We start from the raw sequence: 14,046 nt of genomic DNA on the forward strand, positions 1-14,046 counted from the left end.
GAAGTCCACGCCGAGTACGAGGAGTTGCAGGCAGCGGCATAGGTAGAACCCTCAACGCCGCTGTCCGAGAAGCGCAGGGCCCCTCAGACCTCTAATTCCCGGGGCCACGCGCTCCAACTGGTTGTGCGAGCCGCCATCAAATAGCCCGCACGAATGCGCCCGTCCCTCACTCCTCGGGGAGGGCGGGGTGCATTCGTGCGCTCGGGTCGGTGCGAGGATGGACGCCGCCACGACACAGGACACCGCGCGGCTGCGTGCCGAGCTCGGTGCGCAGCCGCTTCATGTGCGCTGTCCGGTCGGCACCGGCAAGGACGGCTACAGCTAGGTGCTGGCCGTGCTGGAGGACCTGACTCCGGTGGTCCAGGCGGTTCCGCCGGCCGCAGTCGTGGCCGGCGTCTCGTAGGACTCCGTGAGTTGCTTTGACCTGCCGACGACACCGGTCGTGCGACATACGGCCCGGCAGATCGCCGGTGGCGTTCTCGCAGGCCGACGCTCCGTGCCGTGCTGCCGGTCGGCAAGACCGGCAGCAACGGTCCCGGACCTCGCGGAGTCCTACCCCTTCCACCGCTGTTCCCTCATCTCTGCACCTTGCAAAGAAGCACAGCTCCTTCGGGCACGGCCACGGTGGCGGTGTCCACGGGACTACCGCGTCGAGCCGAGGCTCTGGATCTCCTCCCGCAGGGATGTCAGGCCGCCGGTGACCGACACGGCGGTGACGTCGTCCACCGTGCCCTCGGCGAAGGCGACGATGAAGTACCGGTTGCCGGTGAGCCGATCGGTTTCCAGGGGCAACTGGTGGCGTACCCCGTCCGCCCCGGTGCGGTAGACGTGCCGGACGGTGGGATCGGCACGGCCGTACATCAGCGCGATGTCGTTCTCGACCACGATGGCCGCGTTCACCAGTTGGCGTCGCCCCACCTCGATGTCGCAGGCCGGAATCTCCTGCTCGCCAGAGACGATCACTGTCAGGCAGGAACTCCCATCCGAGTCACGGTAACTGACGAGCAGCCAGTGAACGGCTGTGGTCGTCCCGCTGCTGAGGGGGACGAGCACCGGGCTCGCGGTGGCGCCGGGCGGTACGGAGCGGACCGGGTCGGGCCGGTGTGCCGTGGCGCATCCGGTGAGCAGGGCGGCTGCCAGGGCCGCTCCGGCGGCAGCGGTCCTGAGAACTCGGCGGCCGAGCATGTTCCTCCCTTTCCCGCTAGTTGGTGTAGATCCAGACCTTGGCGGAGGCGATGAAGGTGAGCGAGTAGGTGGTGATCCGGGTGTAGACGCTGCCCTTGTGCTTCTTCCACGGGCTGCACTTGTTGCGGTCGGTGAAGTAGGTCGGGCTCACCCACAACGCCTTGCGGGACGGGGCGGCCCGCAGCGAGACGGCGTAGCCGCGGTCCAGGACCGAGCCCGTGTAGCCGCTGATCGCCACGCAGGTCTGGGCGTCGTAGCCGGCGTAGTGGTTCTTGGTCGAGAAGTAGTGCGTGCCGAAGCCGCCGGCCATGTTGGTGAACCGCTGGTAGCTGCTGGTGCCCATCGGGTGCACCGTCGCCGCGCCGGCGGCGGGGGCGGCCAGCGCGCCCAACGCCAGGGCCGCGCCAAGTGCGCCCACAAGCCGCTTGTGTGTCCTCATCGTTCTGGCTCCTTCGGTGTTCGGGCCCTGGTCGGGCCGTGCACCACCGAGTTCAGCGGCACGGGAGTTGTTCGGCAGCCCCGTCCCGCCACTCCGAACAATCGGACAGAGGCTCGGGGAAGGTCCGGGGGAGGTCCGGGCGAAGACGGTTCCGGCTTTGCCACACTGTGGTGCCGAAGCGCACTGTCCGGACATGGGGGGAACTGATGGGCCGTCGGGAGAATCCGCTGGACCCGGGCGCGGGGCCGGCCCAGCGGTTCGCGTTCGAGCTCAGAAAGCTCCGCGACGAGGCCGGCGGGCTCACCTACCGGTCAATGGCACGGCACACGCCGTTCTCGCTGACCACGTTGTCGCAGGCCGCAGCGGGGGAGAGGCTGCCGACGCTGCCCGTGACGCTGGCCTACGCGGTGGCCTGCGGCGGGGACCCCCAGGACTGGGAACACCGCTGGCGGAAGGCAGCCGCGGCGCAGGCCGCGACGGAGCGGTCCGCGGAAGACGATCCCGACCAGCCGTACCGGGGGCTGGCCCGGTACGGGACGGGCGACCGGGAGCTGTTCTTCGGCCGCGACCGGCTGGCCGCGGATCTCCTGGACCTGGCGTGCCGACACCGGATATCGGCCCTGGTCGGAGCCTCGGGAAGCGGGAAATCGTCGCTGCTGAGGGCGGGGCTGATACCCAGGTTGCGTGAATCGGACGACCCGGCCGTACGCCCCGCCGCCATTCGGATCGTCACCCCCGGCGGACGTCCGGCGGCTACGTACTGCGAGCGGCTGCTTCCGGCGGAGGGGACCGGAACCGATGCGGACACCTGGATCATCGTCGACCAGTTCGAGGAGGTGCACTCCCTGTGCACCGACCCGGCCGAGCGCGCGGCGTTCGTCGAACTGCTGCTGGCCGCACGGGAACCGGGCAGCCGGCTGCGCGTGGTGCTCGCGGTGCGGGCCGACTTCTTCGGCCGCCTGGCCGAACACCGGCAACTGGCGGAGGCCCTGGGCGCAGCGACGCTCCTGGTCGGGCCGATGAGCCGGGAGGACCTGCGGGAGGCCGTGGTCAAACCGGCCGCCACCCGGGGACTGGTGGTCGAGCGGGAGCTGACCGCACGCATCGTCGCCGAGGTGGACGGCGAGCCGGGCGGGCTGCCGCTGATGTCGCACGCGCTGCTGGAGACCTGGCGCCGCCGCAGCGGACGGGCGCTGACCGTGCAGGCGTACGAGGCCGCGGGCGGCCTGTACGGCGCCATCGCCCGTACCGCCGAGGCGGTGTACGCCGGGTTCACCCCGGTCCAGGCCGACCTAGCCCGTCGGATCCTGCTGCGCCTGATCAGTCCGGGCGACGGTACCCAGGACACCCGTCGGCCGGCGCCCCGCGCCGAACTCGGCCCGGACGGGCCCGCCGACGCCGCCGCGGTGCTCGAACAGCTGGCCCGGGCCAGGCTGGTCACCCTGGACGACGACATCGTCGACCTGTCCCACGAGGCGCTGATCACCGCGTGGCCACGGTTGAACGCCTGGATCGACGCCGGACGCGACCGGCTGCGGGTCCACCGGCAGCTCACCGAAGCGGCCGAGGCATGGCAGCACCTCGGCCGCGATCCCGGCGCCCTCTACCGAGGCACCCGGCTCGCCGCAGCCGAGGAGGCCTTCCCCGGCTCCTCCCGGGACCGCGACCTCACTGGCGAGGAGGCGGCCTTCCTCACCGCCGGCCTGCGAGCCCGGGAGCGGGAGCGGCGCACGGCGACGCGTACGGCCAGACGTTTCCGCGGTCTCGCAGCGGCGCTGTCCGTGCTGGTGGTGCTGGCCCTGGTGGCCGGCCTCATCGCCTGGCGGCAGAGCCTGGCCGACGAGCGTCAGCGGGTACTGGCCGAGGCCCGCAGGATTGCCTCTGTCGCCGACAGCCTGCGTTCCTCCGATCCGGTCACCGCGATGCGGCTCAGCGTCGCCGCCTGGCGGGTGGCGGACACGCCGGAGACCAGGTCCGCGCTGGTCGGGGCCATGGAACAGCAGCAACAGGACCTCTTCAGGATTCCCCGCAGCGGCATCCGCACCGACACCGGCACCGGGCAAGACACGCAGCTCAGCGCGGACGGCCGGGTGGCGGTCACCGTCGTCAAGGGGAGGGTCGAGCGCTGGGACGTCGCCACCCACCGGCTGCTCAGCTCCTTCGCCATCCCTGGGGTGGCGGGCGCTGACTCCCTCTCCGTCTCCCCGGACGGCCGCACCCTCGCCCTCGACACCTCGACCGGGGTGCGGCTATGGAACCTGTTGACCGGGAAGCAGGAAGGTGCCCCGCTGCCGGCCTGGCAGGGCGACAGCGCCTTCGGCCCGAGCGGTCGGACGCTGGTGGTGCGGGGCTGGGCGGCCAAGGCGGCCATCGGCGGCGACTTGGTGACCCGGCTGTGGAGTCTCAGCGACCGGCGGATCCTGCTGGAACGGCACGTCCTGACCTCAGGAGCGCAGATCGCGGTCGGCAACGGCGACGGCGACGCCTTCGTGGAGGCCTCCGGGGGCGACGAGCGGGACGTCGTCAGCCCGGACGACCGGCTGATGGCGGTGTGCCCGCCGACCGGGTCGCTCCAGGTCTGGGACGTGACCCGGCGGCGGAAGCTGTCCGGCCCCTGGGAACGGGCGGTGCGCGCCGCCCAGTGCGCTGCCGGCGCCATCGTGTTCACCCCCAACAGCCACCGACTCGTGGTCGCCGGGAAGACCGTGCGGACCTGGGAGGTGGCGTCGGGGCGGGAGCTGCCCGGTATCGACCACCCCGGCGTGACCGAGCTGGCCTTCAGCGCGGACGGCAGGTTCCTGGCCACCCTGGACGGCAGCGAGCTGCTGCTGTGGCGGACCAGCGAAGCGGGGGACCCGGTGCTCCGCTCCACGCTGATCGACGAGTCCGTCAGCCAACTGCGGATCGACCTGGCGGGCGGGGCGGTCCGGTACCTGGCGGGCGGGTCGGACCCCATGGTGCGCTCCGTCCGGCTCGGCCGCGCGACCGCCTCCGGCTGGCAGCAGAGCACCGCCACCCAGGCGCTGTTCAGCCCGGACGGCGAACTGCTGGGCAGGGCGGTGCAGTCGGCCGGCAGCGACCGGGCCGAAGTGATAGACGTACCGTCAGGGCAGGCTCTGGCCGCCCGGCTTCCCACGACTCCCTGTCCGGTACCGTCCGGTGCGGCGGCCGAGGGTGGCCCTGACTGCGTCGACCTGATGGCCTTCAGTCGCGATGGCGGAACCTTCGCCGTCCTCAGCACCGAGGAGGAGACCGACACGGCGCCGTCCAGGTCGGTGCTCACCGTCCTGGGCACCAGGTCCCCGTTCCGGCGGACCGGCGGCAGCCTTCCGTCTGCCGAGGACCCAGGCATGATCGGAGACATCGCACTCGACCCGCAGGGCCGGATCCTCCTGGTCTCCGGCCCGCAGGCGGACGACCGGACCGATCTCTGGGATCCGGTCCGGCAGACCAGGACCGGGCGGCTGTCCGGGATCAGCGGGGACGGGGTGGCGCTCCGACCGGACGGCCGCCTACTGGTGACCTCGGCCGGTCAGGTGGTCCGCCTCCCGTCCGGCCGGGTGACCCTAACGCACCCCTTCGCGGAGGAGTCCGTGACGGCCCTGGCGTTCAGCGCCGACGGCAGGTACCTCGCGGTGGGCGACGAGTCGGGCATGGTCACCCTCTGGGACGGCCAGGGCGAACAGCGCCTGGGGGAGCTTCCCGGCCCGTCCGCGCAGTCCGACCAGGATTCCCGAGTGCAGCTCGTCACGGCCCTCGCCTTCTCCGCCGACGGCAGCACCCTGGCCGTCGGCGACAGCGACGCCGACCTGCGGCTGTGGGACGTCGGCTCGCGCCAGCTGACCGGGACGGCGCTGTCCACACCCGGGGACGGCATCCTGTCCCTCGCGTTCCGGCCCGACGGCCGCACCCTCCTGGCCGCAGGCGAACACATTCCCCTGACCAGCTATACGGTCGATTCCACCCAGGTGGCCGTCGGCGTCTGCCGCAGGACCGGAGGCGGCCTGTCGAGGAAAGACTGGCAGACCTACTTCCGTGACGTGCCCTACCGGAAAACCTGCTGACATCGCCGCGACTGGGGGCCGTCCTGCGGCTCGAAGACCGCAGGACGGCCCCCAGCTTTACGGCCGCCGTCCTTCGCCGCCGGCCAGGGGCCGGGTCGGCGGCGTGGATCAGCTGGCGGAGCGCGCCGTCAGCCGGCGCCTGCACCGCAGGCGGTTCTTCCGGGCGTCAGGCCCCGGCGGTGCCCACTCGCGGGGCTTGCGACCTGCTGCGACGCTTGATGGACCACCGATCAGCGGGAGACATCATGCTCATCAGGATGCGGGCCGGTCTCGCCTCTCTCGCCGTGGTCGGCTCGATGCTCGTACCGGTGGCGACAGCGGCCACGGCCCAGGCAGCGCCGACCGCGGCCGTGAGGCACTGCGCGCACCACACGGTCGGCAGCTGCCGCGCCAACTCCCCGCATCCGCACGGAGCCACGGCCAGATGCAAGGACGGCACCTACTCCTACAGCAAACACTTCCGCGGTACCTGCTCGCATCACCACGGGGTGCGGTACTGGTACCGGTGACCGTCATGGGATGACTGGCTCAGAAGCCGGTCCTCAGCCTGCCCGCAAGCAGCCCCCGCGGGACCGTCCACGACCGGGATGTCAACGCGGCCCGCAACATCCGCACCGAAGGATCGAAGGTCGCCGCCGGACGGGCGGAGACCGTAAACGCCCGTGGAGCGCGGGTAAGACCGGTACTCGTACCGGCACCGCGCGCAACCCGCACCCCGGTGCGGAAGAAGCAGGAACCCACCCGAAGCATCCAGCCGACCGGCTGGATGCAGGCGGGAATCCCCGGCCTCTAGGCCGGGGAGGACGTCAAGAAGAGGCCCTTCATGCACGCACGCTCAGCCGGAAGACCACCCGGTCGAGACGTCCGTTCGATCTGCACGTTCCAAGATCGGTTGAGATACGGCTTCTCAAGGGCTCAGGTGTCGCGGGATGTCCGGTAGGGGTTGGTGAGGCTCATGGGCGTGTGTGCGGTGTCGAGGGCGGCTTGGGGGAATTGCGGTCCGGCGGTGTAGTAGCGGGCACGGGTGCGGCCCACGGGTTGGAGGATGTGGGCGGTGGTGAGGTCGCGCAGGTCGCGCTGGGCCTGCTGGAGGCTGAGGGCTTCGGCGCTTTGGTAGCGGGTGCGGCGTACGCGTCCGGCCATGGCGACGTCGTGCAGTGCGGTGACGGTGCGTTCGTCGAGGCCACTGGCGTTGGCGAAGCTGGCGAGGGTGTTCCACACGCGGCCGGAGCGTGCCAGGCGGCCCTGGACGGTCTGTGCTTGTTGGTGGTAAGCGGTCAGGCTGAACCGGATCCAACTGGAGACGTCCTGCTCGGGTTGGTAGTGGCTGCCGCGGTCGTTGAGTTCGCGGTAGTACTCCCAAGTGTTGCCTGGCCGGCCCAGCCAGCTTTCGATGGAGGAGAACTCGGGGGCCAGGACGCCTTCCCGGGCGATCATGAGGGTCTGCAGGGAACGGGATAGGCGGCCGTTGCCGTCGGCCCAGGGGTGGATGGAGACGAGGTGCAGGTGGGCCATCGCGGCCCGGACCAGAGGGTGGCTGGCATCGTCGCTGTTGAGCCAGTCGACGAGTTCTTGCATGAGGTCAGGGACCAGTGTGGGGTCGGGGGCGGTGTAGGCGGCGATGCTGGGGTCACGGGCGTCGGTGACGTAGACCGGGCCCCTGCGCCACTGCCCGGCGGGCCGGCGGGGGCTGTGCCGGTGGCCTTGCAGCATCCAGTGCAGGCCGTTGAGCAGTGCCTTGCTGTAGGTGAAGTCCTCGACATCGTGGAGGGTCTGGATGTAGGTCATCATCCGCTGGTAGGCGAGGGTCTCCTCTCGGTTTTCCTCGGAGACCTCGACCTCGTTCTCTCCCTCCATCAGGTCCTCGACGTCCACGGTGGCCACCTTGAACCCCTCGATGGAGTTGGAGGCCGCCACGGCGTCCGCGGTGAGGAACTTCCGCAGCCCTGACGTCCACTTCGTGGGAGAGTTCTGCACCTGGTGGCGTAGGGCGGCACGCATGCTGTCAATCTCGTCGAGCACGCGACGGTCTGCCGTGGTGAGGCCTGGCGTGGGGAAGAGCATGAATTAAAGATAGAATGACGCAATCATAGCGTCAAGTGATTGCTGGGTGCGGGGCGTGCCCTGAACGCGGCCGCACGCAGGCCCTCTGTTCGTCTGACCGAGAAGACGGCTGACGAGCCGGCGTCTGGACAGCCGTACGGGGCCCGACCGGCAGCCGCCGGCCGGGCCCACGGTCGTTGCAGCGGGTTTTGCCCCAGGTTGCTCAGTGGTCGGAGTAGCTGAAGTCGCCCATGGTCCAGGCGCTGACGTCATTGATCGCCCCGCGGCCGACAGCAGCCCCGGGGCGGGGCTCAGGCGACGACCTCACCGGAGCCCCCTTTCACGTTCCGGCCGTGCTCTCGATCAGCAACTGTCTGTCCCGTATGGATGGGCTCGGAGGCATGACATCGAGGCACTGGCTGGTCCTATCTGAAGGGATCAGGCTGCCTGGACGAGTTCGGCGCGGCCGAACAGCAGGGCGTATCCGGGCGGGAGCTGGCGGAGGATGCGGTCCAGGAGGTCGGGGCCGGCGAGGTCGCCGATGACGGCGAGGACGGCTCCGGTGTCCCAGCGGGCCACCGCGGGAGTGTCACCCGTGCGAGAGGCGAGGTCCTTGACGAAGCCCCAGCCGGTGAGCGGTTGAGGGTCGGGGATCTGACTGGTGAAGGCGTGGGCGGCCTCGGTGGGGAGGCAGGCTGCGAGCTCGACGCGTTCGTCTGCGGTGAGCTGATGGCCCAGCGACTCCAGTACGGCGCGTGTGACGGCTTCGGCCCGCTCCCAGGTGGAATAGGCGCCGTGGTATCGAACACTTTCCAGCATCTGGTGAAACGTCATGCCGGTTCCGGCAGCCGCCGGTTCACGCAGCTGAAGCATGGGAGGGTGATTGCCTTTCTCGTGCGAGATCTTTGTTTGCCGTGGCCCGGCCCTTGTGGCGTCATGCTTTTTCTGGGCTCAGGTGGGCTCGGCCGAAGAGGAGGTCGTAGCCCGGGGGGAGTTGGAGCAGGATGCGCTGGGTGAGGTCCTCGCCTGCCGCATCGGCGGCCACGCTCAGTACGGCGCTGACATCCCATGCTGCGGTCTGTTCGGTGGCTCCCTCGATCCAGGCTGCGGCCGCCCGCAGGAACCGCTCAGGCGGCAGCGGTTCGGCGGCCTGGAGCGGGTTGAGCAGGATCAGGGCGAAGGTCTCCGGGAGCCGGGAGGCCAGCTCTGCGCGGACCTCGCCCACCAGATGCGCGCCCAGCAGCGCCAGCACGGTGCGCGCAGCTCGTTCGGCTTCCTGAGGTGTTGCGTATTGGCCGCGTTCCTGGACGTGGTCGAGGAGCGCCTTCCATCGCATGGCCACCACTGCCTTGTTACGTCGTTGTGTGAACGTAGGGCGAAGGACGGGCCTCTGGGGGACGGTGCCCGTCCTTCGCCGTCGGAGCGGTCGGGGAACGGGTTCCTCAGCCGCTGATCTGCGGGCGCTCGGACGTGCCGCCGATGGCGATCTTGCGGGGCTTGGCGCGCTCGGCGATCGGGATCCGCAGAGTCAGCACCCCTGCGTCGTAGTCGGCCGTGATGCGCTCGGTGTCGAGGGTGTCGGCCAGGACCAGCTGGCGGGAGAAGACGCCCAGCGGCCGCTCGGAGAGTTCCATCTGCACGTCGTCGGCCTTGGCGAGGGGGCGGCGCTCGGCCTTGACGGTGAGCATGTTCCGTTCGACGTCGATGTCGATCGCGTCCTTCGTGACCCCGGGCAGGTCGAGGGCGATCACGTACTCCTCGCCCTCGCGGTAGGCGTCCATCGGCATGGCCGTGGGCCTGCTCCAGGTGCCGGTCACGCCTGTCAGCTGCTGGGCGAGACGGTCGAGTTCGCGGAACGGGTCAGTGCGCATCAACATCGCGAAAACACCTCCACAGGTCTGGCAGAAACTGCCAATGCGCTTCGTCTGCCACCGTTGTAACATGTCATCCATTCGATGACAAGTGAAGCCGTCATCAAAAGGGTGACGCCGGAGAGGATCCCTCATGAACGCTCCCCCCGAGCAGCAGGACCCCGCCTCTTTCCTCGCCGCTGCAACAGCCTTGAACGCGATCAGCGAAGCCGTCCGCACCGCTCACGACCCGCAGGCCGAAGTGCACCCCCACGACAGGGCGGCCACTGCAGACCAGGCGCTGGCCGCCCTCCTGCTGCTGCGTGAGCTGCGCGAGGAACTCGCAGGATGGGAACCGGGACTGATCGAGGCTGCCCGCGCGGCAGGCTCCAGTTGGGCGGACCTCGCCCACCCCCTCGGTGTTGCCAGTCGCCAGGCCGCCGAACGCCGTTACCTGCGCGTGCGCCCCGGAACACCCGGCACCACCGGTGAACAGCGCGTACAAGCCACCCGCAACAGCCGCGCCGCCGAGCGCACCATCACCGGCTGGGCCCGGGCCAACGCCGCCGACCTGCGCCAGCTCGCCGGCCAGATCGCCGCCCTCACGGACCTCCCCGCCGGATCCCGGACGTCCCTGGCCCGGCTCGCCGATGCCCTCGCGGACAACGACGCCGCGACCCTCGTCGCCCCGCTCGCCGACGCCCGCAGACACCTCAAAGATCACCATCCCGACCTGGCAGCCCGCATCGCTGCCGTCACCGACCATGCCGGCCGCATCCGGGACCCCGGTGAAGGCCACAACTGAGCAGCGCAGAGTCGACGCGCTACGAGCGCAGAGAGATGGTGATCAGGGCCCGCGAAGCAGCCCGCAGGGCAGAGAACCCTCGTGGCACTGATCGGTGACCTGGCCCGCGTGGACGCTCCCGCACCTGTCGTCATCGTTCCGGCGGCGAGGCGACTGTCGAAGTGATCGACGCGGTCACGGAGACTCACCGCATGTGCAACGGTTTCCGGCACTCGCCCGGCTCCCACTGCCTTCTGCGCTGCGCCTCGGCAGCGGCCGGGGAGCAGCCGTGCTGCCTAAGCCTGATTACCTCCTCAGGAACCACGCGAAAATCTGTGATCGCTGGAGTAGACATTGGCTTGTCTGCTGGCTATGGTTTCTCTCGTAGCCAGGAAGTCGGCAGGGCCCGGCAGACATGAACTGCCGGGAGTAGTACCGGTAGTTGCAGTTGCAGGGCGGTGCGGTGGTGGAGTTTCGAAGCCAGGGTTGTTGCAGGTCGGCGACGGGACTGGCAGCCGTACCGGGTGGCCCGCAGTGGTCAGGGGCCACCGAGAGCGGGACAGCAGTTGAAGGTGCAGTACGGGTAAGTGCAGTTCGCGGTATCCAGCAGTGAAATCTGTGAGTGGTTCCTCGGTGAAGGCGTCGGCTGCGGGCGCGCGCATCGGGAGGTCCGGCAGTGGGGTTCTAAGCCAGAGCAGTTGCAGGACGGGCGACGGGGCTGGCTGCCGGAGAGTGGCGCTGTCACAGGCCACCGAGCAGTACGCAGTATCGGCAGTACCAGCAGTTGGTGAGTTAAGAGGGAAAGAACGGAGGAGTCTCGCGCCATCAGGATCGCCCGGGCGGAATGGCTGAGCCCGGGTACCGCAGGACATCGATAGTGAGGTGGTCTCCGGTCGAGCAACCGCGATCCCCGCGTCTTCCGGCAGCATTCGGGTCGGATGTGCGGAAACAGTAGGCCGGTGCAGTATCAGGGCCGGCAGATGGTGTAGCAGTTCCTTCGGGGCCCTGGCGCGCACAGCGCCAGGGCCCCTCCACGCGTTCCATGAGAGAGGTGCAATGACAGCAGACGACTCGTTCGGCCGACTCGACGATGATGACTACCCCGCCTACACGATGGGCCGGGCCGCCGAACTCCTCGGCACCACGCAGGGCTTCCTCCGCGCGATCGGTGAAGCCCGCCTGATCACCCCACTGCGCTCGGCGGGCGGCCACCGCCGCTACTCCCGCTACCAACTGCGCATCGCCGCCCGCGCCCGGGAGCTCGTCGACCGGGGTACGCCGATCGAGGCTGCCTGCCGCATCGTCATCCTCGAGGACCAGCTCGAGGAAGCGCAGCGCATCAACGCCGAATACCGTCGCGCCGCCGGATCGGCTGGCCCGACGGCCGCAGCCTGAGACGGCTTGGACCGGCCGTTCCGTCTTGCGGTGGTGCGGAGGCTCAGGCGCACGCATCAGGAGCTGACAGCAGGGCCGGGCTCCAAGGGCTGTCGTATCGTCATATGTGAGAGAACCGGATGCTTGGTGACCATGCCCAGGGCCAGGGGCCTCGTCCGGCCGGGTCGGACTCGCGCGCTGCCCGGCCATGCATGCAGGAACCGGATCAGCAACCGGGCCCCGCGGACACAGAACGCATGACCGAGCGCACCAGACCGGCTTCGAACCAATCCACGGGCACCGCCACGCCCGACACGGCCATCTGGATGAGGGCGGTCGGCTTCGCGTTCCCTCATCGGGGCGGCCGCCCTCCACAGCCCCGGTTCACGCCGCGCGTCCTGAACCAAGCGAGACTGGACGGCCCGCAGCGCAGGGCACCCTGTCGGCACTGATCAGCCATGGCAGTTGTCGCCCCCTGAAGTGATCGACGCGTTCACGGATGGGATGCCCGCCGCACGTGCAGCTGCCTGGACGTCCAGATGTCAGGGGCTAAGCCCGGCGCTGCCGCCCGCCGCGCCCTGCAGACACAGGCCCCAGCGCGGGGCACGCGTCGGGTGATCCATGCCCGTAGGACATCGCCATCACCACGGACGACGCCGCTGCGGCATAGACGGCTCATGGGGACACGCGAGTATCGGCACGCCTGCCGACACCGCGCCCCGTGACCTTCCGTGCTCAACTTGTGACTCGGACGCCTGCGTGCCGACCAGGCACGGAGCGTCCTGACAGGAGTTTCCCAGCGCGCCAACATCAGGCCCGGCCGTGTCGCCGATCTCCTCACCGCCTGGGCGTCTTGCGGCGAACTCAACCTCGGCATCCGCATCGCGCTGGAGGAAGCAATCCGGGGCCAGCGCCGCCCTGCGCGGTCGGCCGGTCCGGCAGGCGATGGGCCGGCAGACTCTCTCAAACTTCCCGGTACGCGATCTTGCGGTGGGCCGTGTGCAGATGCATTTTGAAGCCCTGGTTGCTGACGGCCGCGCCCCCCTTTTTTTTTGGGAACGTTGCGCTGCCAGGGCATCAATATCTGTGCTCGTGAGCTGAGAGTTTGCGGGACCGTGTAGCGAGAGTTTTTGCCGCAATGAGCGGAGTAGAATTACTTAACCGACGCGGGCCGTTGCGGCGTGCTACTGTCCATCTCAGTTGCAGTTGTGGTTCCCAAAACTTCAAGTGCTCCCACCCGGCTTCTGTCGGGGGAGGGCGCTTTTGTATTTCCGGTTATTTCCGGGCGGGGCAATCATCGCGGCGACACGGTCTCCGCACAGTGCGGGCGCCGGTGTACTGCCCCAAAGGAGATATGACATGGCTGCTGGTACCGTGAAGTGGTTCAACGCGGACAAGGGTTTCGGCTTCATCGAGCAGGACGGTGGCGGCGCTGACGTGTTCGCCCACTTCTCGAACATCGCCGCCCAGGGCTTCCGCGAGCTGCTCGAAGGCCAGAAGGTGACCTTCGACATCGCGCAGGGCCAGAAGGGCCCGACGGCCGAGAACATCGTTCCGGCCTGACGCATCGTGTAGCTGGGGCCCGCACCCCTCGGGGTGCGGGCCCCAGCTACACGCATTTTCCCGCAGTGGTTTCACCTGCGGGACGGCTCGGAGGGATCCGCTGTTTCACGCGGCTGTTCCTTCAGGATGCAGCGCGTCCTGAGAGCTGCATCGCACGTCGGCGCCCGGGGCTTTAAGATTCCCGCTGCGTCACCTATTTCAGTACTTACGGCCGTCGCGGACTTAACGTCGGCTGGATTTGCTTTGCTATCGGTCCATACCTGTAATTCCGTGCTGCTCATCGCTTGCGGGAATTCCTTGATATGTGCCGCATCGAGGAAGGTTCCGCATGAACCGCACACGTACGAACGACCGCTCGCCCCGCACCCGAAATGGCAGCGTCGACGCAGGAAGGGGCGCCAGCCGCTTCGGTTCGCCGGCACCGCGCCGTTCCGGCGGTCCTGCCCGTTCCGGAAGTTACGGCCGTCGGCCCGCCTCCGTGCAGGGTGAGTTCGCGCTCCCTAAGACGATCACCCCCGCGCTGCCTGCCGTGGAGAGCTTCGCCGATCTCTCCATGCCCGAGCAGCTGCTGGCCGAACTCGGCAGGCAGGGTGTGAGCGTGCCGTTCCCGATCCAGGGCGCGACACTGCCGAACTCCCTGGCGGGCCGGGACGTCCTGGGCCGCGGGCGCACCGGTTCCGGCAAGACCCTCGCCTTCGGTCTCGCTCTGCTGGCCCGTACCGCCGGACAGCGTGCTGAGCCCCG

12 protein-coding genes are annotated in these 14,046 nt (G+C 69.3%); 6 read left to right on the plus strand and 6 right to left on the minus strand.

Annotation, left to right across the window (positions count from 1 at the left end; all coding sequences use genetic code 11):
• Window positions 1–642: 642 nt before the first annotated feature.
• Both ACFYR3_RS44830 and ACFYR3_RS44835 read right to left on the minus strand, forming a co-directional pair.
• Window positions 643–1,185: a hypothetical protein gene (locus tag ACFYR3_RS44830; RefSeq protein ID WP_355857652.1), complete on the minus strand. Its 543-nt coding sequence runs from the start codon at window positions 1,183–1,185 to the stop codon at window positions 643–645.
• A gap of 16 nt (window positions 1,186–1,201) precedes the next feature.
• Window positions 1,202–1,624, minus strand: coding sequence for a hypothetical protein (locus ACFYR3_RS44835; RefSeq protein WP_355857649.1), 423 nt, complete (start codon window positions 1,622–1,624; stop codon window positions 1,202–1,204).
• A 206-nt stretch (window positions 1,625–1,830) separates the two neighbouring features.
• Here ACFYR3_RS44835 and ACFYR3_RS44840 point away from each other — a divergent pair, with 206 nt between their 5' ends.
• Window positions 1,831–5,688 (plus strand): hypothetical protein, encoded by a 3,858-nt coding sequence (locus ACFYR3_RS44840; protein WP_389288146.1) that lies wholly within the window; start codon window positions 1,831–1,833, stop codon window positions 5,686–5,688.
• Window positions 5,689–5,933: 245 nt separating this feature from the next.
• Window positions 5,934–6,197 (plus strand): DUF3761 domain-containing protein, encoded by a 264-nt coding sequence (locus ACFYR3_RS44845; RefSeq protein WP_355857643.1) that lies wholly within the window; start codon window positions 5,934–5,936, stop codon window positions 6,195–6,197.
• 406 nt (window positions 6,198–6,603) lie between these two features.
• Here the strand turns inward: ACFYR3_RS44845 and ACFYR3_RS44850 are convergent, their stop codons facing one another.
• The 4 genes from ACFYR3_RS44850 to ACFYR3_RS44865 form a co-directional block, all read right to left on the minus strand.
• The gene (locus ACFYR3_RS44850; protein WP_355857640.1) at window positions 6,604–7,752 is read right to left on the minus strand and encodes a Fic family protein; all 1,149 of its coding nucleotides are present in this window, start codon (window positions 7,750–7,752) and stop codon (window positions 6,604–6,606) included.
• A gap of 417 nt (window positions 7,753–8,169) precedes the next feature.
• Window positions 8,170–8,565, minus strand: coding sequence for a DUF2267 domain-containing protein (locus ACFYR3_RS44855; protein WP_355857637.1), 396 nt, complete (start codon window positions 8,563–8,565; stop codon window positions 8,170–8,172).
• Window positions 8,566–8,665: 100 nt separating this feature from the next.
• Complete coding sequence (locus ACFYR3_RS44860) at window positions 8,666–9,067, minus strand: DUF2267 domain-containing protein (RefSeq protein ID WP_355857687.1); 402 nt, start codon at window positions 9,065–9,067, stop codon at window positions 8,666–8,668.
• A 106-nt stretch (window positions 9,068–9,173) separates the two neighbouring features.
• On the minus strand, window positions 9,174–9,608 hold the full coding sequence (locus ACFYR3_RS44865) for an Hsp20/alpha crystallin family protein (protein WP_355857634.1): 435 nt from the start codon (window positions 9,606–9,608) through the stop codon (window positions 9,174–9,176).
• A gap of 127 nt (window positions 9,609–9,735) precedes the next feature.
• On the opposite strand from ACFYR3_RS44865, the gene ACFYR3_RS44870 reads away from it, so the two are divergent.
• From ACFYR3_RS44870 to ACFYR3_RS44885, 4 genes are all read left to right on the plus strand, one after another.
• A complete protein-coding gene (locus ACFYR3_RS44870; RefSeq protein WP_355857631.1) occupies window positions 9,736–10,386 on the plus strand; it encodes a type III effector protein in 651 nt (216 codons plus the stop codon).
• Between the two features lie 1,035 nt (window positions 10,387–11,421).
• Window positions 11,422–11,760 (plus strand): MerR family transcriptional regulator, encoded by a 339-nt coding sequence (locus ACFYR3_RS44875; protein ID WP_355857628.1) that lies wholly within the window; start codon window positions 11,422–11,424, stop codon window positions 11,758–11,760.
• 1,338 nt (window positions 11,761–13,098) lie between these two features.
• Window positions 13,099–13,302, plus strand: a complete 204-nt coding sequence (locus ACFYR3_RS44880) for a cold-shock protein (protein ID WP_151471173.1) — start codon at window positions 13,099–13,101, stop codon at window positions 13,300–13,302.
• Window positions 13,303–13,630: 328 nt separating this feature from the next.
• Window positions 13,631–14,046, plus strand: a 416-nt coding sequence (locus tag ACFYR3_RS44885; RefSeq protein WP_389288150.1) for a DEAD/DEAH box helicase, incomplete at its 3' end; no start/stop codon positions are given.

This window comes from Streptomyces sp. NPDC005784 (genome assembly GCF_042871525.1).
GTDB lineage: Bacteria > Actinomycetota > Actinomycetes > Streptomycetales > Streptomycetaceae > Streptomyces.